This window comes from Luteimonas sp. A611 (assembly GCF_054072715.1).
The window spans coordinates 389,607-415,192 of record NZ_JBSVRP010000003.1 but is presented as its reverse complement, the minus strand read 5'-3'; the positions used below and the strand labels follow the sequence as shown (position 1 = coordinate 415,192).

The 25,586-nt window shown below is 68.8% G+C and carries 23 protein-coding genes; 9 read left to right on the top strand and 14 right to left on the bottom strand.

Annotated features, from left to right (window positions below; all coding sequences use genetic code 11):
* Positions 1–247 precede the first annotated feature (247 nt).
* Both ACW5EG_RS15025 and ACW5EG_RS15020 read left to right on the top strand, forming a co-directional pair.
* On the top strand, positions 248–1,255 hold the full coding sequence (locus ACW5EG_RS15025) for an integron integrase (protein WP_457019256.1): 1,008 nt from the start codon (positions 248–250) through the stop codon (positions 1,253–1,255).
* A 242-nt stretch (positions 1,256–1,497) separates the two neighbouring features.
* Positions 1,498–2,415, top strand: a complete 918-nt coding sequence (locus ACW5EG_RS15020) for an SMP-30/gluconolactonase/LRE family protein (RefSeq protein WP_457019255.1) — start codon at positions 1,498–1,500, stop codon at positions 2,413–2,415.
* A gap of 37 nt (positions 2,416–2,452) precedes the next feature.
* Here ACW5EG_RS15020 and ACW5EG_RS15015 read toward each other — a convergent pair whose 3' ends face one another.
* A complete protein-coding gene (locus ACW5EG_RS15015; RefSeq protein ID WP_457019253.1) occupies positions 2,453–2,929 on the bottom strand; it encodes an Lrp/AsnC family transcriptional regulator in 477 nt (158 codons plus the stop codon).
* A 159-nt stretch (positions 2,930–3,088) separates the two neighbouring features.
* Between ACW5EG_RS15015 and phhA the strand changes: the two genes are divergently transcribed.
* From phhA to ACW5EG_RS15000, 3 genes are all read left to right on the top strand, one after another.
* A complete protein-coding gene (gene phhA, locus ACW5EG_RS15010) occupies positions 3,089–3,982 on the top strand; it encodes a phenylalanine 4-monooxygenase (protein ID WP_457022124.1) in 894 nt (297 codons plus the stop codon).
* Positions 3,983–4,157: 175 nt separating this feature from the next.
* A complete protein-coding gene (locus ACW5EG_RS15005) occupies positions 4,158–5,354 on the top strand; it encodes an amino acid aminotransferase (protein WP_457019250.1) in 1,197 nt (398 codons plus the stop codon).
* Between the two features lie 382 nt (positions 5,355–5,736).
* Positions 5,737–7,896: a TonB-dependent receptor family protein gene (locus ACW5EG_RS15000; protein ID WP_457022123.1), complete on the top strand. Its 2,160-nt coding sequence runs from the start codon at positions 5,737–5,739 to the stop codon at positions 7,894–7,896.
* Here the strand turns inward: ACW5EG_RS15000 and ACW5EG_RS14995 are convergent.
* Positions 7,827–9,293 (bottom strand): FAD/NAD(P)-binding protein, encoded by a 1,467-nt coding sequence (locus tag ACW5EG_RS14995; RefSeq protein ID WP_457022121.1) that lies wholly within the window; start codon positions 9,291–9,293, stop codon positions 7,827–7,829. The two genes, ACW5EG_RS15000 and ACW5EG_RS14995, sit on opposite strands and share 70 nt — an antisense overlap.
* Positions 9,294–9,445: 152 nt before the next feature.
* Between ACW5EG_RS14995 and ACW5EG_RS14990 the strand changes: the two genes are divergently transcribed.
* Positions 9,446–10,147, top strand: coding sequence for a 2OG-Fe(II) oxygenase (locus ACW5EG_RS14990; RefSeq protein ID WP_457022119.1), 702 nt, complete (start codon positions 9,446–9,448; stop codon positions 10,145–10,147).
* A 181-nt stretch (positions 10,148–10,328) separates the two neighbouring features.
* Here the strand turns inward: ACW5EG_RS14990 and ACW5EG_RS14985 are convergent, their stop codons facing one another.
* The 3 genes from ACW5EG_RS14985 to ACW5EG_RS14975 form a co-directional block, all read right to left on the bottom strand.
* Positions 10,329–10,769, bottom strand: coding sequence for a response regulator (locus ACW5EG_RS14985; RefSeq protein WP_457019243.1), 441 nt, complete (start codon positions 10,767–10,769; stop codon positions 10,329–10,331).
* Positions 10,766–11,794 carry a sensor histidine kinase gene (locus ACW5EG_RS14980; RefSeq protein WP_457022117.1) on the bottom strand — a complete coding sequence of 343 codons (1,029 nt, stop codon included), beginning with the start codon at positions 11,792–11,794 and terminating at the stop codon, positions 10,766–10,768. The genes ACW5EG_RS14985 and ACW5EG_RS14980 overlap by 4 nt, the downstream gene beginning before the upstream one ends.
* A gap of 117 nt (positions 11,795–11,911) precedes the next feature.
* Complete coding sequence (locus ACW5EG_RS14975) at positions 11,912–13,012, bottom strand: PA0069 family radical SAM protein (RefSeq protein ID WP_457019239.1); 1,101 nt, start codon at positions 13,010–13,012, stop codon at positions 11,912–11,914.
* Positions 13,013–13,075: 63 nt separating this feature from the next.
* Here ACW5EG_RS14975 and cls point away from each other — a divergent pair, with 63 nt between their 5' ends.
* The 3 genes from cls to ACW5EG_RS14960 all read left to right on the top strand — a co-directional run bounded on the left by cls (position 13,076) and on the right by ACW5EG_RS14960 (position 15,663).
* Entirely contained in the window at positions 13,076–14,515 is a 1,440-nt protein-coding gene (gene cls, locus ACW5EG_RS14970) for a cardiolipin synthase (protein WP_457022134.1), read from the top strand.
* Between the two features lie 88 nt (positions 14,516–14,603).
* Positions 14,604–14,879: a hypothetical protein gene (locus tag ACW5EG_RS14965; protein WP_457019237.1), complete on the top strand. Its 276-nt coding sequence runs from the start codon at positions 14,604–14,606 to the stop codon at positions 14,877–14,879.
* 28 nt (positions 14,880–14,907) lie between these two features.
* Positions 14,908–15,663, top strand: coding sequence for a pyridoxine 5'-phosphate synthase (locus ACW5EG_RS14960; protein ID WP_457019236.1), 756 nt, complete (start codon positions 14,908–14,910; stop codon positions 15,661–15,663).
* Between the two features lie 99 nt (positions 15,664–15,762).
* On the opposite strand, the gene ACW5EG_RS14955 is transcribed toward ACW5EG_RS14960, so the two are convergent.
* The 9 genes from ACW5EG_RS14955 to dnaN all read right to left on the bottom strand — a co-directional run bounded on the left by ACW5EG_RS14955 (position 15,763) and on the right by dnaN (position 25,430).
* Positions 15,763–16,179: an ExbD/TolR family protein gene (locus ACW5EG_RS14955; RefSeq protein ID WP_457019234.1), complete on the bottom strand. Its 417-nt coding sequence runs from the start codon at positions 16,177–16,179 to the stop codon at positions 15,763–15,765.
* A gap of 15 nt (positions 16,180–16,194) precedes the next feature.
* Complete coding sequence (locus ACW5EG_RS14950) at positions 16,195–16,626, bottom strand: ExbD/TolR family protein (protein ID WP_457019232.1); 432 nt, start codon at positions 16,624–16,626, stop codon at positions 16,195–16,197.
* 23 nt (positions 16,627–16,649) lie between these two features.
* A complete protein-coding gene (locus tag ACW5EG_RS14945; RefSeq protein WP_457019230.1) occupies positions 16,650–17,390 on the bottom strand; it encodes a MotA/TolQ/ExbB proton channel family protein in 741 nt (246 codons plus the stop codon).
* A gap of 72 nt (positions 17,391–17,462) precedes the next feature.
* Positions 17,463–18,131, bottom strand: coding sequence for a TonB family protein (locus ACW5EG_RS14940; protein WP_457019228.1), 669 nt, complete (start codon positions 18,129–18,131; stop codon positions 17,463–17,465).
* A 138-nt stretch (positions 18,132–18,269) separates the two neighbouring features.
* On the bottom strand, positions 18,270–19,475 hold the full coding sequence (locus ACW5EG_RS14935) for a tetratricopeptide repeat protein (RefSeq protein ID WP_457019227.1): 1,206 nt from the start codon (positions 19,473–19,475) through the stop codon (positions 18,270–18,272).
* An 83-nt stretch (positions 19,476–19,558) separates the two neighbouring features.
* Positions 19,559–20,350: a M48 family metallopeptidase gene (locus ACW5EG_RS14930; RefSeq protein ID WP_457019226.1), complete on the bottom strand. Its 792-nt coding sequence runs from the start codon at positions 20,348–20,350 to the stop codon at positions 19,559–19,561.
* A gap of 158 nt (positions 20,351–20,508) precedes the next feature.
* Positions 20,509–22,956, bottom strand: a complete 2,448-nt coding sequence (gyrB, locus tag ACW5EG_RS14925; RefSeq protein ID WP_457022115.1) for a DNA topoisomerase (ATP-hydrolyzing) subunit B — start codon at positions 22,954–22,956, stop codon at positions 20,509–20,511.
* A 163-nt stretch (positions 22,957–23,119) separates the two neighbouring features.
* On the bottom strand, positions 23,120–24,214 hold the full coding sequence (gene recF, locus ACW5EG_RS14920; RefSeq protein ID WP_457022113.1) for a DNA replication/repair protein RecF: 1,095 nt from the start codon (positions 24,212–24,214) through the stop codon (positions 23,120–23,122).
* A 115-nt stretch (positions 24,215–24,329) separates the two neighbouring features.
* Complete coding sequence (dnaN, locus tag ACW5EG_RS14915; RefSeq protein WP_457019223.1) at positions 24,330–25,430, bottom strand: DNA polymerase III subunit beta; 1,101 nt, start codon at positions 25,428–25,430, stop codon at positions 24,330–24,332.
* Between the last annotated feature and the right edge of the window lie 156 nt (positions 25,431–25,586).

Below are 25,586 nucleotides of genomic sequence, written 5' to 3'. Positions count from 1 at the left end.
CTGGGCCGATGGGGTCAATCAGGCAAGTACGCTTTCTCGTGTCAGGCTTCTCCCCGAGGCGACGGGGCAGTGCTCTTTTCTGCCTAACAACTAGTAGGCCCCAACACGGGGCGTAGCGCCGACTCTGCGCTGGTCCCTGCATGGAGTCAATCGGGATATTCCTACAGGAATCATCGGCTTATCCCGACTGTGGGCTGCAACACCTCGAAGCCACCATCCGCGATATGCCGGCAAGGAGGCGGATCAAATGGAATATGGCGGCGGCGAGACCGGCGTATTGGGTGAGGATGGAGCGGGCGCGCGACCAAGACTATTGGACGAGGTTCGAGCCCGATTGCGCCTGAAGCACTACAGTTTGCGTACCGAACAGGCGTACTTGTACTGGATCCGCCGGTATATCCGCAGCTCCGGAATGCGCCATCCACGCACGCTTGACGGCCGCGCCGTGGAAGGCTTCCTGAGTCGGCTGGCGTCGCGCGACAACGTGGCTGCGAGTACACAGAACCAGGCGCTGTCGGCACTGCTTTTCCTCTATCGCGAGGTGCTCGCGATGGACCTGCCATGGATGGCGAACGTGGTACGCGCCAAGCGGCCGGCACGGTTGCCTGTAGTGCTCTCGATCGAGGAGGTCGACCGGCTGTTTGTGCAACTGTGCGGGCGCGACAGCCTGATGGCTGGCCTGCTGTATGGCAGCGGCCTGCGCTTGATGGAGTGCCTGCGCCTGCGGGCCAAGGACGTGGACTTCGCACGCAACGAGATCACGGTGCGTGACGGAAAGGGCGGCAAGGACCGGCGCACGATGTTGCCCTCGCGCTTGCGCGAGCCGCTGCAGCGCCAGCTGGAGGCGATGCGCATCCTGCACGCCGAGGATCTGGCACAGGGTTTCGGCGAAGTGGCCCTGCCGCATGCGCTGGCGCGCAAGTACCCCGGTGCGGCGAGCGCCCTGCATTGGCAGTACGTGTTTCCGGCTGCAAGGCGTGCCCGCGACCCCCGGGATGGGCGCACCAAACGCCACCACCTCGACGAGAACGTATTGCAGCGTGCGGTGAAACGCGCGGCGCAGCGCGCCGGCCTGGCGAAGCCGGTCACGCCACATACCCTGCGCCACAGCTTTGCCACCCACCTGCTTGAATCGGGCTACGACATCCGCACGATCCAGGAGTTGCTCGGCCACAAGGATGTCGCGACGACGCAGATCTACACGCACGTGCTGAACCGCGGCGCGGGTGGAGTGTTGAGTCCGCTCGACCGCTGAACACCACCGCGTGAGATCCGTCACGGCGCACCACGCCGATAGGGCGTCGCGACCCTGGTCAGGCAATGCCTTGCGCGTTGGCTTGTCCGTTTTCGACAGGGCATCCGTCTGGCTTGTCTGCGTGCGTGCACGACCACTAATTGTCCTCGCCTTGGCGCGCGCAGGCGGAATCGATCAAGGCCCCGGCCGGATGTTGCACCGCGCGCGGATGCACGCCGGTCGGCGTGCTAGCGTCGCGCACCATGTCGACAGCACAGCTCCTTCTGCCGCGGTTTGCGTGGATCATCCTTGCCGCCGCGCTGGCTGCGATTCCTGCCTCGGGCGAACCGCTGTACGTCGCCAGCGACCACGTCGGCGAGGGAACTTTCACCACCGGCGTCGAAGGGCCGGCGAGCGGGCCGGATGGCGCGCTGTACGCGGTCAACTTCGGTCGCGAAGGCACGATCGGGCGGGTCACAATCGAAGCGGGCGTGGCCCATGCACAATTGTTTGTCGATTTGCCCGGTGACAGCGTCGGCAACGGGATCCGCTTCGATGCACGCGGCCATATGTACGTGGCCGACTATGTCGGACACCGCATCCTGCGCATCGACCCCCGCGACCGCAGCATCGCCGTGCATGCCCATGACCCGCGCATGCACCAACCCAACGACATCGCGATCGCGCCCGACGGCACGCTCTACGCCAGCGATCCGCGCTGGTCGCACGGCGACGGCCAGCTGTGGCGCATCGACGTGGATGGCGGCACGCACCTGCTCGAGACCGGCATGGGCACCACCAATGGGATTGAGGTGTCGCCCGACGGCCGCAGCCTGTATGTCAACGAAAGCGTGCAGCGCGGGGTCTGGGCCTACGACATCGGCGATGGCGGCGCGCTGTCTGGCAAGCGCCTGTTGATCCGCTTCGACGACCACGGCCTGGACGGCATGCGGACGGATGCGGCGGGCAACCTCTACATCGCACGCTATGGCGCGGGCAGCGTCGCCATCGTCTCGCCCGATGGTGCGCTGTTGCATGAGGTTGCGCTCAAGGGTGCCCTGCCCAGCAACGTGGCCTTTGGCGGCAGCGACGGCCGCAGCGTGTTCGTCACCTTGCAGGACCGCGGCGCGATCGAAACATTCCGCAGCGCGTGGCCGGGGCGGGAGGCGGGCGGCCGCTGATCCGCAGGGCCGGTGCAAGCGGCCTGTGCACTGCGGCTCACCCCGCCGGCAGCGGCAGGCCCCGAAACGCCTTGACCGTGCGCAGCACGAAGCTGGAGTTGACGTCGGCCACGCCGGCCTGGGCCAGCAGCTTGTCCAGCAGGAAGCGCGAGAAGTGCTCGAGGTCGCCAACCGCCACGTGCACCAGATAGTCCATCTCGCCGGTGAGCGCATGGCAGGCGATGACTTCCGGCCACTCGTTGACGTGGGCGGCGAAGGCGGCGATGGACGCGGCATCGTGCCTGGCCAGGTGCACGCGCACGAAGGCCTGCAGGCCCAGGCCCAGTCGTTCGCCGTCGAGCTCGGCGCGATAGCCGGCGATCACGCCCTCGCGCTCGAGCCGCTGCACCCGGCGCAGGCAGGCCGAGGCCGACAGGTGCACGCGTTCGGCCAGTTCGGCGTTGGTCTGGCGGCCGGCCCGCTGCAGCTCGGCCAACAGCATCAGATCAGTGCGGTCGAGCTCGCTTCCTGACATTTCGTGCTCCGGATGCTTTAGAGGCGCAACAATCCTGCGTCATTGCCGCCTGCTCGCGCAACTTCGCAAGCCTGTTGCGCCGCCGGACGGCTACGCTGCGGTGATCGCATTCCCCAGCCCGGATCGCCCACGGCGGCGGGCGCAGCGCCGGAGACCACCATGTCCGCTCAGCAGCCACGCCGCGTCGAGAACCTGCACACCGACAAGGGCAAGGTGCCGGTCTACGCCACCGGGATCGTCGAGCAGCCCTGGGACGAGTACGCCGCCGAAGACCACGCTACCTGGGCGACGCTGTTCGCGCGCCAGCGCGAGATCCTGGTCGGGCGCGCCAGCGAGGCGTTCCTGCGCGCGCAGGACGCGATGGGCATGACGCCGCACGCGATCCCGAAGTACACCGAACTCAACCGGGTGCTGGGCGAGACCACCGGCTGGCAGCTGATCGGCGTCGAGGGCCTGCTGCCGGAGTTGGACTTCTTCGACCACCTGGCCAACCGCCGCTTCCCGGTCACCTGGTGGATCCGCAATCCCGGGCAGATCGACTACATCGAAGAGCCCGACCTCTTCCACGACCTGTTCGGCCACGTGCCGCTGCTGATGGATCCGCTGTTCGCCGACTACATGCAGGCCTATGGCCGCGGCGGGGTGAAGGCGCACGCGATCGGCGCCGACGCGCTGCAGAACCTGACGCGCCTGTACTGGTACACGGTCGAGTTCGGGCTGATCCGCGAGGCCGGCGGCCTGCGCATCTACGGCAGTGGCATCGTCTCGTCGAAGGGCGAATCGATCCATGCGCTGGAAAGCGCCGCGCCCAACCGCATCGGCTTCGACCTGGAGCGGATCATGCGCACGCGCTACCGCATCGACACGTTCCAGAAGACGTATTTCGTCATCGACAGCTTCGAACAGCTGATCGAGGCCACGCGCCCGGACTTCACCCCGATCTATGCACGCCTGACGGACCAGCGCTCGGTCCCGGCGGGCGAGGTGCTTGGCGAGGACCAGGTCTTCCAGCGCGGCAATGGCGAGGGCTGGGCTGGCGACGGCGACGTCTGACGGCACTGTGGGGCAGCTTCTGTCGGCCGTGGTGTAGTCGGGCCGCCTCTCTCAGGGCGTCTGCCTACGGTTCCGGGCGCAACGAAAGCGGCCGCCGGCGCGATCGCTGCTAGAATCACGCGGTTTTTCGCCGTATGCCGGCGCCCTCCCCTTCCCTTCTGCGACGACTCCTGCCGTGTCCTTTTTCGCGAACGTTGAACTGGTCCCCGGTGATCCGATCCTGGGCCTGACCGAGGCGTACAACGCCGACACCCGCGCCACGCGCGTCAACCTGGGCGTGGGCATCTACTACGACGAGGACGGCCGCATCCCGGTGCTGCGCGCGGTGCAGCATGTGGAGCGCCAGCTGGCCGAGCAGAGCAAGCCGCGCGGCTACCTGCCGATCGACGGCATGCCCGACTACACCCGCGCCACCCGCGAGCTGCTGTTCGGCGGCGATTCGCCGCTGATCGCCGAAGGCCGCGCCGCGACCACCCAGACCATCGGCGGCAGCGGCGCGCTGCGCACCGGCGCGGAGCTGCTGAAGAAGACGCTGCCGTTCGCGCGCATCGCGATCAGCAACCCGAGCTGGGAAAACCATCGCGCGGTATTCGGCGCGGTCGGCTTCGAGGTGGTGGACTACACCTATTTCGACGCTGCCGCGCACGGGCTGGATTTCGACGGCATGCTCGCCGACCTGCGCAAGCTCGAAGCCGGCACCGTGGTGCTGCTGCACGCCTGCTGCCACAACCCCACCGGCGCCGACCTCACCCCGGCGCAGTGGGAGCAGGTGATCGCGCTGCTGCACGATCGCGACCTGTTTCCCTTCATCGACATGGCCTACCAGGGCTTTGACCAGGGCATTGCCGAGGATGCGCTGGCGATCCGCCTGCTGGCCGCCTCGCCGATTCGCAACTTCGTGGTCGCCAGCTCGTACTCCAAGTCGTTCTCGCTGTACGGCGAGCGCGTCGGCGCGCTGACCGTGGTCAGCGACAGCGGCGACGAGGCCAAGCGCGTGCAGTCGCAGGTCAAGCGCCTGGTCCGCGCCAACTACTCCAGCCCGTCCACGCATGGCGCCGCGCTGGTCGCGGGCGTGCTCAACGAGCCGGCGCTGCGCGCGCAGTGGGAAGACGAGCTGGGCCAGATGCGCACGCGCATCCACGCCCTGCGCGCCGGCCTGGTCGAACGCCTGGCCGCGCACGGCGCGCCGCAGTACGAGTTCATCCAGCGCCAGGCCGGCATGTTCTCGTATTCGGGGCTGTCGAAGCCGCAGGTCGAACGCCTGCGCGATGAGTTCGGCATCTACGCGGTCGGCACCGGCCGCATCTGCGTGGCCGCGCTGAGCGCGGGCAACCTCGACTACGTGGCGAAGGCGGTGGCGGCGGTCAGCTGAGGGAGTGGCGCGGCGGGTGTGTGGGCTTGCTGCCCCGGCGTGTAGACAGGCCGCCTCGCCGGATGAAAGAGCAGGGGCGTCGCGGCGGCTGTGTCCGTCGTGCGAGTTGCGCCACATACCCTGTCATCCCGAGCGCAGCGAGGGATCTTCTGTCAGGAATGACGCGGCGTCAGATCCCTCGCTGCGCTCGGGATGACAGGCTTGTGGGTGGTGCGCTGTCCTGGAGCTCGGGCACCCTCGCCCACTCCGCCTGTCCTTGTCTCCACGCCGCAACGCCTGCACACAGTGGGTTTGCGCAAGATTGCTGTGCTGCGCGACCACGGCCTCTTCATCCCTTGCCCCTAGACTGCTGCGCGATGAACACCCTCCGGATTTCCTGCTGATGCGCGCGACACCCTCTTCCCGGCGCCGCTGCACGCGCGCGTGGCCGCTGTTGGCCACGTTGTCCGCCGCGTGTGCACCGGCGCTGTCGGCCGATGACGCGCTCAACCCCGTGACGCTCGACCGCATCGAAGTCACGGCCACGCGGTTGCAGCATGTCGCGCCGTTCGACGTGCCCGCCTCCTTCGACCGCATCGTGCTCGACGGCAGCGAGGCGCGCGCCGGGACCAGCGTGTCCGAGGCGCTGTCGGGCGTGGCGGGGCTCGCGGCGCGTGAGCGGCAGAACTTCGCCCAGGACACGCAGCTGTCGATCCGCGGCTTTGGCGCGCGCTCGACCTTCGGCGTACGCGGACTGCGCCTGTACGCCGACGGCATTCCGGCGACGATGCCCGACGGCCAGGGCCAGGTCTCGCATTTCGTGATGGCGGGCGCGGAGCGCATCGAAGTGCTGCGCGGCCCGTTCTCGGCGCTGCACGGCAACTCGTCCGGCGGCGTGGTGCAGATCTTCAGCGCGGAGGGCGAATCGCCAACGCGCGGCCACCTGCAGGCCAGCGCCGGACGCGACAGCAGCCGCGCGGCCTCGGCCAGCCTGCGCGGCGCGAACGACACGCTGGGCTATGCATTGGCCGCCAGTCATTTCGAGACCGACGGCTGGCGTGACCACAGTGCCGCGCGCCGCAGCTGGCTCAACCTCAAGCTGCACGCCGAGCTGCCGCGCGAGGGCCGCCTGCTGCTGGTCGGCAACCATTTCGACGCACCCGACGCGCTCGATCCGCTGGGCCTGGACTGGGGCCAGGTGCAGGACGATCCGCGCCAGGCTACGTCGGTGGCCACGCAGTACCGCACGCGCAAGTCCGCCAGCCAGGACCAGCTGGGCCTGCGCTGGGAGCAGCCGCTGGGCGGTGGCCACGCCATCGAGGCGATGGGCTACGGCGGACGCCGCTCGATCGAGCAGTTCCTGTCGGTGCCGGTCGGGGCGCAGGGCAACCCGCTCAGCTCCGGCGGCGTGATCGACCTGGACAACGACTATGGCGGGCTCGACCTGCGCTGGCGCTGGGCCGGCTCCCTGGCCGGGCGTGCGCTGGAGTTCACCGCCGGCGGCAATGCCGACCGCCAGCGCCAGCATCGGCGCGGCTACGAGAACTTCGTCGGCGACACGCTGGGCGTGCGCGGCACGCTGCGGCGCGACGAGCGCAACCGCGTCGACAACCGCGACCTCTACGCGCAGGCCTGGTGGCAGTTCGCGGACCGCTGGTCGCTGCTGGCCGGCGCGCGCCGCAGCCAGCTGCGCTTCCGGTCAAACGACGGCTATGTCACCGCGGCCAATCCCGACGACAGCGGCCGCGTGGACTACGCCGAGACCACGCCGGTGCTGGGAATCACGTTCGCGCCGGCGTCGGACTTGCGGGTGTACGCCTCGGCCGGCCGCGGTTTCGAGACGCCCACCTTCAACGAGCTGGGCTACCGCGCCGACGGCGGCGCCGGGCTGGCCTTCGATCTGGCGCCGGCGACGAGCCGCAACATCGAGCTGGGCGCGAAGTGGCGCAACGATGCCGGCGCGCATGTGGAAGCGGCGCTGTTCCGCGCTGACACCGACGATGAACTTGCGGTGGCGCGAAATGTCGGCGGCCGCAGCAGCTACCGCAACGTGGGCCGCGCGCGGCGCGAGGGCGCGGAACTCTCGGCCGGGCTGCCGCTGGGCGAGGCGTGGTCGCTGCGGCTGGCATGGACCTGGCTGGACGCGCACTTCAGCGACAGCTTCCCGATCTGCACCGGCGCCGGCTGCACCGATCCCTCGGTGCTGGTGCCGGCCGGCACGGCGATTCCGGGCACGGCTCGCCAGCAGGGCCATGCGCGGCTGCAGTGGCAACCGCGCGACTGGACGTTCGCGCTCGAAGCCACCGCCAGTTCATCGATCAGCGTCAGCGACACCGGCGCGCGGTCTGCGCCAGGCCACGTGCTCGCACATCTGGAAGCGGCGCGCAGCTGGAACACCGCGCACGGGCGCCTGCGCGGTTTCGCGCGCATCGACAACCTCGCCGACCGCCACCACGTCGGCTCGGTGATCGTCAACGAAGGCAACGGCCGCTACTACGAACCCGGCCCCGGGCGCGGCGTGCTGCTGGGGCTGCGCTGGGACTGGCAGGCACGGGCGGACTGATCAGGCGCGTCGATGCGCGCCGCTGCAGGGATATCGCGCTGGCTGCGGGCCCCGACGTGCATGGCCACCAGCGCCTGCGCCAGCCGCTCCGCGGCCACGCGCAGTTCCGGCACCGCGGTGATCTCCCAGTAGCGGCCGCGCAGCAGCGGCCCGAGGCAGTACAGGCCCGGCACCGTGCGCCCGCGTGCGTCCAGCACCTCGAACCCGTCGCTGGTGTCGAGTCCAAGTTCCTGCGCATCGGCGCGCAGCATTCCCGATTCGCGCAGCTGGGCCAGCAGCGGGTGCGTGGTGCGGGCGACGTCGGTGTTGAGTCCGGTGGCGCGCAGCAGCACGTCGTAGCGCTCGTGGCGCACGTCCGGCGCACCGCGCGGGCGGATCAGCACCGACACGCAATCCCCGGCGCTGCCGGCGCGTACCAGCCGCCCGGCGATGACGCGCAGCTGGCCGCTCTCGCGCAGCGCGTGGATGTGGGCGGCGACGGGCGGCGCGACGCGATGCCGCGCCACTTCCCACCACGGACGCAGGTGGCGCAGGAACCGCCGCCGCTGCGGTGCGGGCAGCCCGCGCCAGAACGCCTGGGTGTGCGGACGCAGCGCATCGACCAGGGCGCGCCAGTCCACCAGCTTCGACAGTGCGCGGATGCGGCGCAGCAGTTCGCGCAGGTCATGCGCTGCAAGCGCCTGCAGGATCGCCGGGGGCAGTTCGACCGCAGGCAGCGGCTGCTCCGCATGCTCGCGCGGCAGCAGCCCGTGCCGCGACAGCGCGTGGATCGGGCCGCGATGGCCGCGCTGACGCAGGGTCGCAATCACGTCGGCCATGGTCAGCCCGGTGCCGACCACCAGTACCCGCGCATCCGGGTCGATGCGTTCGATCGCGTGTTCCTGCCATGGCCAGCCGATGTAGGCCGGATGCACCGCCAGGCGCGGGCCGACACCCGCCAGCGGCGGCGGCGGCAGCGCGCCGACCGCCAGCACCACCTGGTCGCTGATGATGGCCGCGCCGTCCTCCAGCCGCACCGCGAAGCCGCGCTCCAGCCGTTCGATCGCCACCACCTCGCGCCGCACCGCATGCACCTGGGCGCCCTCGGCGTGCAGCAGCCCGTGCACGCGATCGCGGAGGTAGTCGCCATACAGCTGCCGCGGCAGGAAGGCGTTGCGGCCTCGGTCGCCGAGCTTGAACCAGTCGGCGAAGTCCTCCGGCGCATCGGGCGCCAGGCCGAGGTCGCGCGCACGCACGTTGAGCACGTGCTCCGGGCGCGCCTCGCCATATGCCACGCCGCCACCGTAGCCGCGGTCGACGCCGACCAGATGGATGTGCGCATCGGCCGGTGCACTGCGCTGCAGTGCCGCAGCCAGTGCAACCCCGGAAAAGCCCGCTCCCACGATGGTGATCCGCATCTTCCGCTCCCGTCGTCCCTGTACCTGCCTGTTTACGCAGGCGTGGCGGCGACCGCGTAAAGCGCGCGTTGTCCGGGCAGGCGCATTGGTTGGATGCTTATGCCCGGCCTGCATGACGGCGCCGCGCGGCCGATGGACGCTAGAATCGGCTCGTGTCCGCAGCCGACTTCATCGAGGTCTATCCCGGCGCGCTCGCGGTCGAGGCCTGCGACGCGATCGTGGCGCGGCTGCGCGGCAGCGATGCGCTGCAGCCCGGCCAGGTGGGCGGCGGCGTGCATCCGGAGCTCAAGCACAGCCGCGACCTGTCGATCAGCGACCGCGTGGACTGGGCCGATGTCGCGCAGGCGCTCAACGTCGCCGTGTACGCCGGGCTGCTGGCCTACCTGCGGCGCTACCCGCAGGCGCTGGTCGCGCCGCTGATGCTGCAGCAGCCCGACGGCAGTGGTGGACTGCGGCGCCTGTCGGCCGAGGACATCGCCGCGCTCGACGACCGCGCGCTCGGCCAGCTCGCGCGCACCTGCCTGCGTCCGGGGCCGGTCAACCTGCAGTGGTACCGCGCCGGCGAGGGCGGCTATCCGTACTGGCACTGCGAGCTGTATCCGCGCGCGGGCGACGGCGAGACCCTGCACCGCCATCTGCTGTGGACGCTCTACCTCAACGACGGCTTTGCCGGGGGCGAAACCGAGTTCCTGTTCCAGCAGCGCAAGGTCGCGCCACGCACCGGCGACCTGCTGATCGCGCCAACGGCCTTCACCCATACCCATCGTGGCAACCGGCCCGAAGGCCAGGACAAGTTCATTGCCACCAGCTGGATCCTGTTCCAGCGCGCCGAAGCGCTGTACGGGGCGGCGTAGGCGACGCGGCCGAAGGCCGATGGCACCACCCGCGGCACGCATCACCCAGCCCCGTGCAGGAGCGGCTTCAGCCGCGATCGACGTTTCCGCCGCGGTCGCACCGATCGCGGCTGAAGCCGCTCCTACAGGAATTTCGGTTGCGGTCGCGGGTGAGGTCGCGGCTGTCGTTGCGGCGCTCGCGTCAGCCCGCGACGCGCGGCTGGTTGAGCACCAGCCAGTACAGCCCGATCTGCTTGACCACGCCGACGAACTGGTCGAAATCCACCGGCTTGCGGATGTAGCTGTTCACGCCGAGCGCGTAGGTCGCTTCGACATCGAACGGCTCGTCGCTGGTGGTGAGCACTACCACCGGCAGCGAGCGCGTGCGCGCATCGCCGCGGATCGCCTGCAGCACTTCGCGGCCGTCGAGCTTGGGCAGGTTGAGGTCGAGCAGCACGATCGCCGGCAGCTGCGAGACGTCGCGCCCGGCATGGCGGCCACTTGCGAACAGGTAGTCGAGCGCTTCGGCGCCGTCGCGCACCACGACCAGTTGATGGTCGATACCGGCCTCTGCAAACGCGATGCGGGTCAGCTCGGCGTCGTCGGGATTGTCTTCGATCAGCAGGATTTCGCTGTGCGTCATGGTGGAGCGTCCAGGTCGCGTCCGGTCGGGGCCGGAAGTTCGATGAAGAAGGTGCTGCCCTCGCCCGGGCGCGATGTCGCCCACATGCGGCCGCCATGGCGCTCGGCGATCTGATGGGCAATCGCCAGGCCGAGGCCGTTGCCGCCCCCTTGTTCCGACCCGTGCAGGCGCTGGAACGGCAGGAACAGCTTGTCAGCATAGCGCATGTCGAAACCGCAGCCGGCGTCGTGCACCGCAAGCTGCAGGCGACCGTTGGCCGCCGCGCCTTCGACACGGATGTCGACGCACTCGCGCGCGGCGGAGAACTTCCAGGCGTTGTCCAGCACGTGTCCGAGCAATGTCTTGAGCCAGTGTTCGTCACCGCGCGCGCGCAGGTCCGGCGCCACCTCGATCCGCGCCGTACGCGACGGATCTGCGTCCTGCAGCTCGCCCGCCACCCACTCGCACAGCAGGCTCACGTCGACTTCCTGCTCGCGCATCGACAGCCGTGCGGCGCGCAGCAGCTCCAGCAATGCGTCGACCAGGTGCTCGGCCCTCGCCGCGGCCTTGCGGATGCGGGCGATGTCAGCCCTGTCGGCTTCGGCGACCGTGGTCGACTCGTCCAGCCGCGCGGCAAAGCCGGCGATGCCGCGCAGTGGCGCGCGCAGGTCATGGGAAATGCCATGGACCAGGTGATCCTGCATGCGTGCCGCGGCTGCGCGTGTCTGCGCGTCCTGGTCGGGCTCCAGCTGCAGCAACAGCACTCCGGACGCGCCGCTGTCCAATTGCGCCAGGGACATCCGCCAGGCATGCCCACCGATTCCATCGACGTTAATGTGCTGCTGCATGTCGGCGCTCGCCAATGCCAGGCCGATGCGTTGCACGGTCGCCGCATCGAACAGCGCCTCATGCGCGCGCGTGCCGGCCAGCTCCGCCTGGTCGCGCCCAAGCAGGAGGCACAGCGCCGGGTTCACCGCCAACCACTCGCCACCGGCTGCAAGCAGCGCCATGCCGGCGCCCGCGCGGGCGAACGCCTCCTGGTACATGGACACATCAACCTGCACGATCGGTCACGTCGAAACGGCATGGGCCGGCGGGCGACAGTCTACGTAACAATGGTGTGCAGGGTCGGTGCAGGGCAGGTGAAACAGCAGCGTCCACGTTCAGAACAGCTGGCCCTGGTCGCCGGGTACCGTCGGCGCGCGGAACAGGCCGGTCTGCAGCGGCGGCATGCGCCCGTAGCCGAGTTCGCGCCGCGCGCGCCTGAAGCGTGCCTCGAGCAGATCCGCGAACGGCCCCTGGCCGCGCATCCGCGTGCCGAAGCCGCTGTCGTACTCGCGGCCGCCGCGCATCTGCCGCACCAGGCTCATCACGTGCGCGGCGCGATCGGGATGGTGCAGCTGCAGCCACTCGCGCCAGATCTCCTTGAGCTCGTGCGGCAGCCGCAGCAGCACGTAACCAGCCGACCGCGCGCCGGCCTCGCGCGCGGCTCCCAGGATCGCCTCGATCTCGTGGTCGTTGATCGCCGGGACCACCGGCGCGACCATCACCCCGACCGGCACGCCCGCTGCCGCCACCTCGCGCATTGCCCGCAGCCGGGCGTGCGGTGCCGACGCGCGCGGCTCCATCCGCGCCGAGAGCCGGTTGTCGAGCGTGGTCACCGAGAAGTGCACCGTCACCAGGCCCTGCTGCGCGAGCGGCGCAAGCAGGTCGAGGTCGCGCGTGACCAGCGCATTCTTGGTGAGCAGGCTGAACGGCTGGCGGAACTCGGCCATCACCTCGATCAGCGAGCGCGTGATGCGGTAGCGGCGTTCGATCGGCTGGTAGGCATCGGTGTTGATGCCCAGCGCGATCGGCGCGCAGCGGTAGCCCTTGCGCGAGAGTTCGGCGCGCAGCCGCTGCGCGGCATTGGTCTTGGCGAACAGCCGCGTCTCGAAGTCCAGCCCCGGCGAGAGCTGCAGGTAGGCGTGCGACGGGCGCGCGAAGCAGTACACGCAGCCGTGCTCGCAGCCGCGATAGGGATTGACCGACTGGCTGAAGCCGACGTCCGGTGAATCGTTGCGGCTGATGATGCTGCGCGCGGTTTCCTCGTGGACGCGCGTGTCGGGATGCGGCGCCGGGTCGGTGTCGTCGCGCGCATGCAGGCAATCCCAGCCGTCGTCCTGCGCCTGGACGGTCGCGGTCTCGTAGCGGCCGGGCACGTACGAAGCCGCCCCGCGGCCCTTGATCGGCGCGCCGGGCCCGGCCTTCGCTTTCGTCGCCATCGACATCCAGCTAGCCTAGCGCCAGGGCGTCGCAGCCGCCGCGACGACGGATCCATCGTGCCGATTCTCGATCTCCTCCACCAGGGCTGGGTCGCGCTTGCCGCCATGCCCTACCTGCGCCTGTACCTGACCCTGGGCTGGGCGCTGTACCTGCTGCTGCTGGGCGGCTGGATCGTCCTGCAAAAGCGCGAACCGGTGGCGACGGTCAGCTGGCTGCTGGGCCTGGCGCTGTTGCCCTACGTGGGCTTCCTGATCTACCACGTGTTCGGTCCGCAGCGGATCGAACGCCAGCGCCTGCGCCGTGCGCGCGTGCGCGGTGAGCTGCCCGCGCAATCGCTGGCGGAGAACGAGGATGTCGCGGAGCTGGCGCGCATGGTGCGCGCGGCCACCGGCCTGCCGATGACCACCGCCAGCGGGCTTCAGCTGCTGATCGACGGCGCCGCCAAGTACGACGCACTGCTGGAGGACATCGCCCGCGCCCGCGACCATATCCACCTCGAGTACTACATCTGGCATCCCGACCACAGCGGCACCGCGCTGCGCGATGCGCTGGTGGAGCGCGCCCGCGCGGGCGTGCGCGTGCGGCTGCTGGTCGATGCGCTCGGCGCTGCGCGTTGCCATCGCCTCTTCGACAGCCTGGTCGAGGCCGGCGGCGAGCTTGCCTGGTTCCATCCGACCCGGTTCGGGCGCGTCTGGCAGCGGCCGTGGACCAACCTGCGCACCCATCGCAAGATCGTCGTGATCGACGGCCGCGTCGGCTACACCGGCGGCATGAACATCACCGACGACCAGAACGAGCGCGTCAACAAGGCCGCCTACCGCGACCTGCACCTGCGCGTGGAAGGCAACGTGGTGCGGGCGCTGCAGCTGGTGTTCGTCGAGGACTGGGCCTATGCCACCGGCGAGCGCGACTTCATCGGTGACGTGGTCCGGCAGACACCGCGGCTGCCCGCCGGCGATACCTGCGCCCAGGTGATCATCTCGGGGCCGGATTCGCACTGGGAGGCGATCCACCGTGCCCACGTCGGCGCGATCCATGCGGCCAAGCGGCGGGTGTGGCTGGTCACGCCCTACTTCGTGCCGGGCGAGGCGGCGATGATGTCGCTCACCTCGGCCGCGCTGGCCGGCCTGGACGTGCGCCTGGTGGTGCCGCGGATGAGCGATTCGCGGCTGGTGACCTTCGCCGCGCGTTCGTACTTCGGCCCGCTGCTGGAGGCCGGGGTCAAGGTCTACGAGTACGGGCCGCGCATGCTGCACACCAAGGCGCTGCTGGTGGACGAGAGCACGGTCCTGGTCGGCAGTGCCAACTTCGACCATCGCAGCTTCCGCCTCAACTTCGAGGTCTCGGTGCTGTTCGAGGACGCGAAGATGGCCGCGGCGCTGGCACAGCTGATCGAGGGCGAGTTGGCCAGCGCGCCGCGTGTGCGCCAGGACCGCCCCCGCGGCCTGCTGACCGCGCGCCTGCCCGAGGGGCTGGCGCGGCTGCTGTCGCCGCTGCTGTAGCGACCAGCGGCCCGCGCAGCTGGCCGAACGGCAGGCGGTCGCGACGGTTGGCGTTAGACTTGCCCGACATCCGCAGCGGAGCCTGCCCATGCCCTGGTTGTTCCTGTTGCTCGCGATCGCCGCGCTGGCGATCGCCTTCATGACCTCGTCCGTGGCACTGGTGGGGATCTGCCTGCTGGCGGCACTGGTCCTGCTCTGCCTGTGGATCCTGGGCCTGCTCTCGCAGCGGATCGATACGCAGAGCCGCGACGACAGCCAGATGCTCGATCCGCGCGAGCTGCAGCGCCTGCGCGAGCTGGCCGAGGCGCGTCGCGCAGCGGCCGCCGCTCCGGTCGCTGCCGCGGACGAGCCACACGTGCTTTGAGCATGCTGTCGCGTGCCAGTGGCCGAGCATGAGCTGCCGGCTCAGCGTCAACCTCAACAAGATCGCCGTTCTGCGCAATTCGCGCGGTGGCGGCGATCCCGACATCCTGCAGGCAGCGCACACGTGCCTCGATGCCGGCGCGCACGGCATCACCGTGCATCCGCGACCGGACGCGCGGCATACGCGCCATGACGACGTGGTCGCGCTCTCCGCGCTGACCCGCGCGCGCGGCGTCGAGTTCAACCTGGAAGGCAATCCTTTCGCACCGCCGCGCGAGGGCTACGCCGGGTTCCTCGCCCTGTGCGAGCTGGTGCGCCCGGCGCAGGCGACCCTGGTCCCCGATGCCGACGCCCAGCTCACCTCCGACCACGGGTTCGACTTCGCTCGCGACGGCGCAGCCCTGCGGCCGCTCATCGTCCGGCTCAAGGCAGTGGGATGCCGGGTCAGCCTGTTCGCCGATGCAGGTTGCGACGCGGCCAGCGCGGCCGCCATCGGCGCCGACCGCATCGAGCTCTACACCGGGCCCTGGGCCGAGGCCTTCGCCGCGGGCCGCGGTGATGCGGCCCTGCCCGCCTTCGCCGACACCGCGCAGGTTGCCCGCCAGGCTGGGCTCGGGATCAATGCGGGTCACGACCTCAGCCAGGCCAACCTCGGCGCCTTTCTCACAGCCGTTCCGGGCGTGGAGGAAGTCTCGATCGGCCATGCCTTGATTGGCGAAGCGCTCTACGAAGGTCTCGCCGCCACCGTGTCACGCTACCTGGCGATCATCGACCACGCCGGTTGACGTCCCGGAGAGCAAAAAAAACGCCGCCCAATCGGGCGGCGCTGAAAGTTGTTGCGGTAAGCGGCCGGCGCGCTGCAGGCGACGCCGGACGGTCCAGCGTTACTTCTTTACAAATCCGATCTTCTGCATGTGCGCGTTCTTGGCCGAGGCGAGCACCTTGGCCAGCACGCCGTACTCCGCATCCCCGCTCATGTCGATTTCCAGCGTGGGCTGGTTGTTGACGTCGCGCTGGATCTCGGCATCCATCATGGCGCGCAGCGCCGACACGGGGGTCGGGCTGTCGTTCCAGTAGACGGTGCCGCCGGCATCGATCCGCAGCCGGATCGGCTCCGGTGGATCCTGCGGATTGGGCGGCGGGTTCAACGAACGCTGCGGCAGGTCGATGTCGATCGGATAGGACACCTGCGGGGCCGTGACCATGAAGATGATCAGCAGCACCAGCATGACGTCGCACAGCGGAATGATGTTGATGTCGGCCATCGGCGCGCCATCGCTACCACTTGATGAGAAGGCCATCGTGCGTTACTCCGATCAGTTCTTTTCGCGGGCCGAGACAAAGCCCACCTTGCGCATGCCCTTCTGCTGCGCAAGGGTGACCACCTCGTTGACAATCCGGTACGGCGTCGTGGCATCGCCACGCACGTTGACCGGCGGTTGAGGCGTTTTCTGCGCTTCCACTGCAAGCGTGCTGTCGAGCAGGTCCATCGTGACCGGCTGGTCATTGAGGTACAGCGTGCCGTTGGACGTGATCGCGACCGTCAACGGAGCCGCCAGCGGCGCCTGGTCCGGGCGTTGGTCGAGGTTTGCCTGCGGCAGCTCGACCTGGACCTTGTGCGCCATCAGCGGTGCCGTGACCATGAAGATGATCAGCAGCACCAGCATCACGTCGACCAACGGCACGATGTTGATCGTGGCGTTGACGCTGTTGTGGCCGCCGTCACCACCACCTGAGCTGAAGGCCATGTCGGATCTCCGTCAGTCAGTGATCAGCGCGATTCGCCGACGCGCGCGCCGGTGGCGAAGAAGTCGTGCAGGTCGTGGGCGAAGGTGTCGAGCTTGTTGTTCACGCCGCGGTTGAGGCGGACGAAGAAGTTGTAGCCCAGCACCGCCGGGATCGCGACCGCGAGACCGAGGGCCGTCATGATCAGCGCCTCGCCCACGGGGCCCGCGACCGCGCCGATGTCGGCCTGGCCGGTGGCACCGATGCGGATCAGCGCGTTGTAGATGCCCCACACCGTACCGAGCAGGCCGACGAAGGGTGCGGTTGCACCGACGGTGGCGAGCACGGTCAGGCCGGCTTCAAGGCCCAGGGATTCGCGGGTCACGGCCTGGCGCAGGGCGCGGTCCACGAACTCTGAGCGGCTGAGCGACTCGGCCAGGCGCGAAGCATCGTGGCGCTGATGGTGCGCGGCGGCCTGTGCAGCGTCGAGCGCGACCTTGGAGAACGGTTCGCTGCGCGGCTGCTCTTCCATGAAGCGAATCGCATCCTGCGCGTTGGAGGTTTCCCAGAATGTGGCGATGACGCGATCGGAACTCCTCCTCAGGCGGATGTGCTTGAAGAAGTTGTAGATGATCCAGTAGACCGACAGCACCGACATGATGATCAGCACGATGAACACGATCCAGTTGACCACTGTCATGTGTTGGATCAGGTTCGCGAAGCCCATCTGGGTCAGTGCTTCGGCGTTGCCTCCGGTCGATGGGGCGGCGGTGGTTTCCTGCAGCATGACGCTTACCTTTTGGATGTTGTTGAAGTGTTGGGAGTGGAGCGTTGTAACGCGTGAATCTGTATTGGTCGATCAGCCGCCGAGGTTGAAGTCCACCGGCACGCGGACGCGCCCTGCGGCCGGCCGGCCATTGACGACCGACGGGCTGAACTTCCAGCGACGCGCGGCCTGCATCGCCGCTCGGTCGAGGTCACGGTTGCGACTGGACTTCTCGACCGACACGTCGGTGACGTTGCCGTTGGCGTCGACGTCGATAACCAGGATGACCGTGCCCTCGATGCCGGCACGCAGCGCGGCGGCCGGGTACTGCGGCGGGTTCATGGCCTTGGATGAAATGTCGACGCTGGCACCGATGTCCGGCTGCGCCTGCGGCGGCGCGGGCGGTGCCGGCGGCGGCGCGGGCGTATCGACCGGCGAGGGATCGTCGAACACCACTGGCGGCTCCTCGGGCGGCGGCGGCAGCGGCGAGGGCTGCGGCGGCACCAGCTCCTTGATCGGCGTCGGCTTGGGGGCCTCGGGCGGCGGCGGCGGCGGCGGCGGCGGGGGCGGCGGCGGTTCGATGATCACCACGCGGGTGGCGGCGTCGTCCTGCTGCTCGGCCTGGGGCGGCGTCGCGGGTGCCAGCAGCAGCAGCAGCGCCCCGGCGTGGATCGCGACCACCAAGGTGAAACCGGCAATTCGCGCCCAATCCAGACCTTCGTCTTCGTCGTTCTTGTCGGTCTTCGGCAAGCGTTCGGTCATGCGTTGAACTCAAGTCTGGCCGGACGCAGCGCGTCCGGGTTCGTGTCGTATCCGTCACCGGCTTTTCGGTGACGGGAACGGCCAAGCTTATACCAATCAGTGGGCGCGATACCAACCGGTTTCCATCGTGACGAAGGATCAGTTGCTGCGCGAAAGAATGCGCTTGGCCTCGTCCGGATTCTTGATGCCCTTGTCAAGTGCCGACTGGGCTGCCTGCTTGGCTTCCGGCAGCCTTCCTTCGTTGGAAAGCAGCTTGGCCAGATTGAGCCAGGTCTCGCCGGTCGGCGCCAGCGGCGCGGCCTTCTGGTAGGCACCGATGGCCTCGGCCATCTGCTGCGGCTCGCCGAAATAGTACGCCTGGGCCAGCGCCACGTAGGTCTGGTGGTCGGGTTTGAGGATGTTCTTCGCCAGCCCCTCGTTGATGACCTCGATGGCCTTCGCCTGGCCATCGTCGAGGCTCAGATAGGACGCCATCAGGTTGCGGTACTCGCGCTCCTCGGTGAGCTCGCCCTTGGCGCGCAGTGCCTCGTACACGGCGGCTGCCTTGTCGTACTGGTCGGTCTGCAGGTAGGTCGCGGCGAGGTTGAGCTGGGAGCGCTTGTCGTCGGGGGTGCTTGCCGCGATCTGCTGGGCGAGCTTCGATGCCTCCGCGCCCTGGCCCGACTCGGCGTAGGCCGCCATCAGCAGTTGCTGCCATTCGGGCTTGGCTTCCGGCGAGTCGACCAGTGGCTTGAGCAGCGCGATGGCTTCCGGGTAGCGCTCCTGGCGCAGCAGGATGTTGCCCTTGAGGGCGAGCAGGGCCGGATCCTGGCTGCGGGTTTCGGTCTCCAGTCGCTCCATGGTGGCGAGCGCCTCGTCGAACCGGTCTTCCTGCGCGTGCAGCTGGGCGATGATGCTCATCACCTCGTAGTGCTCTTCGTTCTTCAGGCCATCAAATTCCAGCGCGCGCTGCAGGTAGGCGAGCGACCGGGCGTCGTCCTGACCGATCAGCAGGGCGCCCGCGATCCGGGCGGCCAGTGACTTCTCATACGCGTTGGACTTCTCGTCGGCGATGATCTCGTCAGCCAGTGCAGGCGTCTGCTCGAGGTCCTGCGCCTCATAGGCGTCAGACAACTTGCCAAGGCGCGTGCCGGCCGAGCGCGACGAGGTCTTGGCATCCGGTTCCTTGCGCGTTGCCTCGGGGTAGCGCGGGACCTTCGCCTCCGCATCGGACTTGCCGCGCTGGGCGCGACGCTCTTCCGCGCGCGTACTGGAGCTCTGCGCCAGCGCGGCAGTCGTCGCCAGCATCAAGCCCGTGGCCATCATCGCGGTCAGCAGGCGGGTCGGTAGGTTCTTTTTGGGCATGGGTATCACCTGGTTTCATGCGCCAGGGGCGCAAGGGCTTGGAAGGAGGTCGGGAAAGGGTTCGGGCGGGAAGCCCGGAAGATTCAGCCGCAGCTGGGGCGACGGCCGGCAGCGCGTGCCTGTTCCCATGTCGGCAGCAGCTGGGTGGCGCGCGCCTGCAGTTCGGAGATCCGGCTCTGCGGATCCGGGTGGGTGGACAGCCATTGCGCCGGGCGGCTGCCGCCAGCGGCAATCATGTTCTGCCACAGTGCGACGGCCGCGCGCGGGTCGAAGCCGGCCTGGGCCATCATCCGCTGGCCGACGACGTCGGCCTCGCTTTCCTGCGCGCGCGAGCCGGGCAGCAGGAAGCCGGTCTGGGCCAGCAGGCCGCCGCCCTGCGTCGCCAGCTGTCCGTAGTCGCCGGCAAGCGCGCCGAGCAGCTGGACCGCGCCGGATGCACCCATCTGGCGGGTGATGCGCTCGTCATGGTGGCGCTCGATCACGTGGCCGATCTCGTGCGCGACCACGGCGGCCAGCTGGTCCTGGTTCTTGGCCACGGTGAACAGGCCCGTGTTGATTCCCACCTTGCCGCCCGGAAGCGCGTAGGCGTTGGGCTCCTTCTCGGCGAAGAGCGCGCTTTCCCACGCGAAGGCGCGCTGGTCAGCGGGCAGCTGCCGCACCAGCGCATCGACCACGCAGCGCACGTAGGCGTTCTGGCGGGCATCGGTGCTGAGCGGACCCTTCTGCCTGGCCTCGGTGAAGGCCTGCGCGCCAAGCTGGTTGAGCTGGTCCTGCGACACGCCGCCCACGTACTGGGTGCGGCCCGTCGACGAGGTGGTGGTGGCACACGCCGCAAGCGATGCGACGATAACCAGTGCTGCAATGGTGTGCCTCATGTACGCGACCCCTGCTGTTCGCCGCGAGTGTGGCGGCGGGTGTCTTAAGGTTTCGTCAACCCCCTCGCTGGCGCGGTGGCCATCGGGCGGCTGTGCAGGGTCCGCTGCGTGTGACTCCAGAGGCCCGGTCTGGTTCGACCGGGCCGGGCGCGGCGCGCCTAGATGTCGAGGTTGGACGCCTTGAGCGCATTGTCCTCGATGAACGCACGACGCGGTTCCACCACGTCGCCCATCAGGGTACTGAAGATCTGGTCGGCGGCGACCGCATCCTCGATCCGCACCTGCAGCAGGCGCCGCGTCTCGGGATTCACCGTGGTGTCCCAGAGCTGCTCGGGGTTCATTTCGCCCAGGCCCTTGAAGCGCTGGATCTGGCGGCCCTTCTTGGCTTCCTCGAGCAGCCAGGCCTGCGCCTGGGCGAAGCTGGCGATCGGCTGGGCGCGATTGCCGCGCAGGATCTGCGCGCCCTCGCGAATCAGGCCGTGCAGCAGCGCGGCGGCTTCCTTGAGCGCACGCAGTTCGCCACCCTCGAAGGCCGACAGCGGCAGCACCTGGATCGCCTCAACGCCCATGTGGCGGCGGTGTGAGATCAGCGCGGCCGGACGGTCTTCCAGCTCCGGCTGCCATTCCAGCGCGTAGCGCGGGCGGCCGAGCCCTTCCTGGTTGAGGCGTTTTTCCAGCACGTCGAGCTCATGGCGCTCGTCGGTGTTGGCGCTCAGCGCCGCGGGATCGAGCGGGGTGAAGTCGATCAGGGCCTCGAGCAGCAGCGGATCGTAGCGGTGCGTGTTGCGGGCGATCGCCTCGCGCGCGCCGGCGTAGGCCAGCAGCAGCTTCTCCAGCGCGGGCCCCTCGATCGCAGGCTCGCCGACGGCGGGCACCAGCGAGGCGCCCTCGACCGCGTTGCCGGCCAGGTAGGCATCGAGCGCCGCGTCGTCCTTCAGGTACAGCTCGGTCTTGCCCTGCTTGATCTTGTACAGCGGCGGCAGGCCGATGTAGATGTGGCCGCGCTCGAGCAGCTCGGGCATCTGCCGGTAGAAAAAGGTCAGCAGCAGGGTGCGGATGTGGGATCCGTCCACGTCCGCGTCGGTCATGATGATGATGCGGTGGTAGCGCAGCTTGTCGGGGTTGTACTCGTCCCGGCCGATGCCCGTGCCCAGCGCGGTGATCAGGGTGCCAACCTGGTCCGACGCCAGCATCCGATCGAAGCGCGCACGCTCGACGTTGAGGATCTTGCCGCGCAGCGGCAGCACCGCCTGGTTCTTGCGGTTGCGGCCCTGCTTGGCCGAGCCGCCGGCCGAGTCGCCCTCGACGATGAACAGCTCCGACAAGGCGGGATCCTTCTCCTGGCAGTCGGCCAGCTTGCCCGGCAGGCCGGCGATATCCAGCGCGCCCTTGCGGCGGGTCAGGTCGCGGGCCTTGCGGGCGGCCTCGCGCGCGCGCGCGGCGTCGACGATCTTGCCGGCGATGGCCTTGGCTTCGTGGGGGTGTTCTTGCAGGAACTCCTCCAGACGTGACGCGAACGTGCTGTCAACCACCGGTCTCACGTCTGATGAGACAAGCTTTTCCTTGGTTTGCGAGGAAAAGCTTGGATCCGGCACCTTCACCGACAGCACCGCGATCAGGCCCTCGCGCATGTCGTCGCCGGTGAAGCTGACCTTGGCCTGCTTGGCGATCCCGTTTTGCTCGATGTAGTTGGTGAGCGTGCGCGTGAGCGCCGAGCGGAAGCCGATCAGGTGGGTGCCGCCATCCTTCTGCGGGATGTTGTTGGTGTAGCAGAACATCGTTTCCTGGTAGGAGTCGGTCCACTGCAGCGCCACGTCGACGGTGATGCCGTTCTGCTCGCCGGTCACCGAAATCACGTTGGGGTGCAGCGGCGTCTTCAGCTGGGCCAGGTGCTCGACGAAGCTGGCGATGCCGCCCTCGTACTCGAACAGGTCGCGGCGGCCCTCGCCACGCTCGTCGGCCAGGGTGATCTTGACCCCGGAATTGAGGAACGAGAGCTCACGCAGGCGGCGCGCCAGGACGTCGTAGTGGAACTCGGTGTCGGAGAAGATCTCCTTCGCCGGCCAGAAGCGCAGCGTGGTGCCGCGCCGCGGCGAGGCGTCCAGCTGCTTGAGCGGATAGACGGGCTCGCCGAGGCCGTATTCCTGCTGGTGGTGGTAGCCGTCGCGCCAGATGTCCAGCGTCAGTTTGGACGACAGCGCATTGACCACCGACACGCCCACGCCGTGCAGGCCGCCCGAAACCTTGTAGCTGTTGTCGTCGAACTTTCCGCCGGCGTGCAGCACGGTCATGATGACCTCGGCGGCCGAGCGGTTTTCTTCCTTGTGGATGTCGACCGGGATGCCGCGGCCGTTGTCGGACACCGACACCGAGCCGTCCTCGTGGAGCGTCACCACGACCTCGTCGGCGTGGCCAGCGAGGGCCTCGTCGATCGAGTTGTCCACCACCTCGAACACCATGTGGTGCAGGCCGGTGCCGTCGTGCACGTCGCCGATGTACATGCCGGGCCGCTTGCGCACGGCCTCCAGGCCGCGCAGCACGGTGATCCTGCTCGAATCGTAGGCCTGGACGGGGGCAGCCGCCGGGATCTGGGTTTCTTCGGTCATTCGCACACCACCGTAGTGACGCGGCGCGGGAGCTGGTCGGGCGCCACGACACTTAAGTTATTGGAACGGAAGCGCGAATTATACCGCGCCAGGCGCCCTGGCTGGGCCGTGGGCCGCGGACGGACCGGTTGGGCTTCAGCTGCGATCGGCGGCACAGCGGGCTTCAGACGGCGGACACCACGCCATGTTCCACGTGGAACACGGTCAGGGGCCACGCACCCACCTCTGCCAGTACCGGGCCAGCCTCGGTCCCGGTTACGAACACCTGGGCGCCGCTGCCATGCAGGCGCTCCAGCAGCCGACGCTGATGCTCGCGGTCGAGCTCGGAGGCCAGGTCGTCCAGCAGGAACACCGGCCAGTGCCCCCTGCACGCGGAAAAGTCCTGCGCCTGCGCCAGCAGGCAGGCCAGCGCGGTGAGCTTGGCCTGCCCGCGCGACAGGGTTTCACCCGAAGGGCGGTTTGTGTGCACGACGCGCCAGTCGGCACGATGCGGGCCCACCGAGGTGAAGCCGGCGGCCAGGTCCCTGTCGCGGGCAAGCAGCAGCGCGTCGGCCAGAGACAGCTGATCGCGGCGCCAGCCAGGCCGGTACTCGATGTGGCCCTCACCCAACTGCGGCGCCATGGCTGCGGAAAGCGCGCCGAAGCGGGGCTGCAGGCGCTCGACGTAGTCACGCCTCTGCTGATCCAGCAGTTCGGCCGCTGCTGCAAGCTCCGCATCCCAGGCCTCGAGCTGGCCGGCGGCGATCCGCTGCTTGAGCAGGGCGTTGCGCTGCTTGAGCGCGCGGGTAAACCGGCGCCAGACCGGACGGAACTCCCCCTCACCCTGTTCCACGTGGAACAGGCCCCAATCCAGGTAGCGGCGCCGCGCCTCGGCCCCGGCCGTCACCAGCGCGTGGCTGCCGGGCTCGAAACTGATGGCCGCAAGTGCTGCGCACAAATCGCCCAGTTGTTGAACCGGCTCACCGTCGAGCCGACCGGTCCACGCCTGCCCGCTGTGACGCAGCCCCGCACGCCTGCGGACATCGACCGGCTCAGCCCATTCGGCGAAGACCTCGAGCGACTCGGATCCGGTCCGCACCAGTCCGTCGCGGACCCGGCCGCGAAAGCTCCGACCGTAGGCGAGCAGGTGGATGGCTTCGAGCACGCTGGTCTTGCCGGCGCCGTTGGCGCCGAGGATCAGGTTGAGCTGCGGCCCGGGCGCCAGGTCCAACGGCTCCAGGTTGCGGACGCCGGCGGCGGTCAGCCGGGTCAGGCGCATGCGCCAACCCCGGCACGAGCGCAGGCGGGCTGCGCGCATTCCGGCTCCGCCAAACGACTTCGCCCGGCCGAAGCCGGGCGAAGCGCAGGTTCCACGTGGAACACAGCAACCGGCATCAGAGGCGCAGCGGCATCACCACGTGACGGCAGCGCTCGCTGGAGGCCTCACGCACCAACGCGGACGAGTTGGCGTCGCGAAGCTGCAGCACCACCTGCTCGTCGCGCAGTGCGGACAGCGCATCGAGCAGGTAATTGACGTTGAAGCCCACCGCCAGGCCGTCGACCTTGGTCTCGGCCTCGACCTCTTCCTGCGCCTCTTCCTGCTCGGGATTGTGCGCGTTGATCCGCACCAGGCCCGGCGACATCTCCAGCCGCACGCCGCGGTACTTCTCGTTCGACAGGATCGCCGCACGCTGCAGCGAGGCGCGCAGGGCTTCGCGATCGACCAGGACCTCGCGGTCCGCGCCGATCGGGATCACCGCCTCGTAGTCCGGGAATCGCCCGTCAATCAGCTTGCTGGTGAAGGTCACGTCGTCGCGTTTGATGCGGATGTGGTTGCGCCCCATTTCCAGCACCACCGTGCGATCGCCGCCCTCCAGCAGCCGCTGCAGCTCCTGCACGCCCTTGCGCGGCACGATGATCTGGCGCTTGGTCGCGACGGCTTCTTCCAGCGCGGCTTCGCACAGCGCCAGGCGATGCCCGTCGGTCGCCACGCAGCGCAGGCGCGTGTCGGCCAGGTCAAACAGCAGGCCGTTGAGGTAGTAGCGCACGTCCTGCTGCGCCATCGCGAAGGCGGTGCGTTCGATCAGTTCCTTGAGCGCGGCTTCGGGCACGCTGACGCGTTCGGTGGCCTCGACCTCGTCCACCGACGGGAAATCATTGGCCGGCAGGGTGGACAGCGTGAAGCGGCTGCGCCCTGCCTGCACCGTGATCTTGTCGCCGTTCTGCGAGACCGTGACCTTGCTGCCGTCAGGCAGGGCGCGAACGATGTCGAACAGCTTGCGGGCGGGGATGGTCGTCTCCCCGTCCTGCGCGTCGTCGACCGTCACCCGGGAGATCATCTCGACCTCCAGGTCGGTACCGGTCAGCGACAGCTGGCCGCCCGCGACCTGGGTCAGCAGGTTGGCCAGGACGGGCAGGGTCTGGCGTCGTTCAACGACGTTGACCACTTGCGCCAGCGGCTTCAGGAGGGCTTCGCGTTGCAGGCTGAAACGCATGCGTTGGGTTCCTGTAACAAGGCTTTTAAAACAGTAAGAACTTCAAAAGCGGTGGTGCTTGGGGGGCCTGCACAGCGGGCATAACGACGCTAACCCGTTGTTTTGCATGATTTTTCTAGCGGTTTTCTGGTGTGGACAAGGTGCACTGCCTGGCGG

Coding starts and splice junctions, on each gene's coding strand:
- ACW5EG_RS15025 (WP_457019256.1), top strand. CDS start 248: ATGGAATATGGCGGCGGCGAGACCGGCGTATTGGGTGAGGATGGAGCG.
- ACW5EG_RS15020 (WP_457019255.1), top strand. CDS start 1,498: ATGTCGACAGCACAGCTCCTTCTGCCGCGGTTTGCGTGGATCATCCTT.
- ACW5EG_RS15015 (WP_457019253.1), bottom strand. CDS start 2,929: ATGTCAGGAAGCGAGCTCGACCGCACTGATCTGATGCTGTTGGCCGAG.
- phhA (WP_457022124.1), top strand. CDS start 3,089: ATGTCCGCTCAGCAGCCACGCCGCGTCGAGAACCTGCACACCGACAAG.
- ACW5EG_RS15000 (WP_457022123.1), top strand. CDS start 5,737: ATGCGCGCGACACCCTCTTCCCGGCGCCGCTGCACGCGCGCGTGGCCG.
- ACW5EG_RS14995 (WP_457022121.1), bottom strand. CDS start 9,293: ATGCGGATCACCATCGTGGGAGCGGGCTTTTCCGGGGTTGCACTGGCT.
- ACW5EG_RS14985 (WP_457019243.1), bottom strand. CDS start 10,769: ATGACGCACAGCGAAATCCTGCTGATCGAAGACAATCCCGACGACGCC.
- ACW5EG_RS14980 (WP_457022117.1), bottom strand. CDS start 11,794: ATGTACCAGGAGGCGTTCGCCCGCGCGGGCGCCGGCATGGCGCTGCTT.
- ACW5EG_RS14975 (WP_457019239.1), bottom strand. CDS start 13,012: ATGGCGACGAAAGCGAAGGCCGGGCCCGGCGCGCCGATCAAGGGCCGC.
- ACW5EG_RS14965 (WP_457019237.1), top strand. CDS start 14,604: ATGCCCTGGTTGTTCCTGTTGCTCGCGATCGCCGCGCTGGCGATCGCC.
- ACW5EG_RS14960 (WP_457019236.1), top strand. CDS start 14,908: ATGAGCTGCCGGCTCAGCGTCAACCTCAACAAGATCGCCGTTCTGCGC.
- ACW5EG_RS14955 (WP_457019234.1), bottom strand. CDS start 16,179: ATGGCCTTCTCATCAAGTGGTAGCGATGGCGCGCCGATGGCCGACATC.
- ACW5EG_RS14950 (WP_457019232.1), bottom strand. CDS start 16,626: ATGGCCTTCAGCTCAGGTGGTGGTGACGGCGGCCACAACAGCGTCAAC.
- ACW5EG_RS14945 (WP_457019230.1), bottom strand. CDS start 17,390: ATGCTGCAGGAAACCACCGCCGCCCCATCGACCGGAGGCAACGCCGAA.
- ACW5EG_RS14940 (WP_457019228.1), bottom strand. CDS start 18,131: ATGACCGAACGCTTGCCGAAGACCGACAAGAACGACGAAGACGAAGGT.
- ACW5EG_RS14935 (WP_457019227.1), bottom strand. CDS start 19,475: ATGCCCAAAAAGAACCTACCGACCCGCCTGCTGACCGCGATGATGGCC.
- ACW5EG_RS14930 (WP_457019226.1), bottom strand. CDS start 20,350: ATGAGGCACACCATTGCAGCACTGGTTATCGTCGCATCGCTTGCGGCG.
- gyrB (WP_457022115.1), bottom strand. CDS start 22,956: ATGACCGAAGAAACCCAGATCCCGGCGGCTGCCCCCGTCCAGGCCTAC.
- recF (WP_457022113.1), bottom strand. CDS start 24,214: ATGCGCCTGACCCGGCTGACCGCCGCCGGCGTCCGCAACCTGGAGCCG.
- dnaN (WP_457019223.1), bottom strand. CDS start 25,430: ATGCGTTTCAGCCTGCAACGCGAAGCCCTCCTGAAGCCGCTGGCGCAA.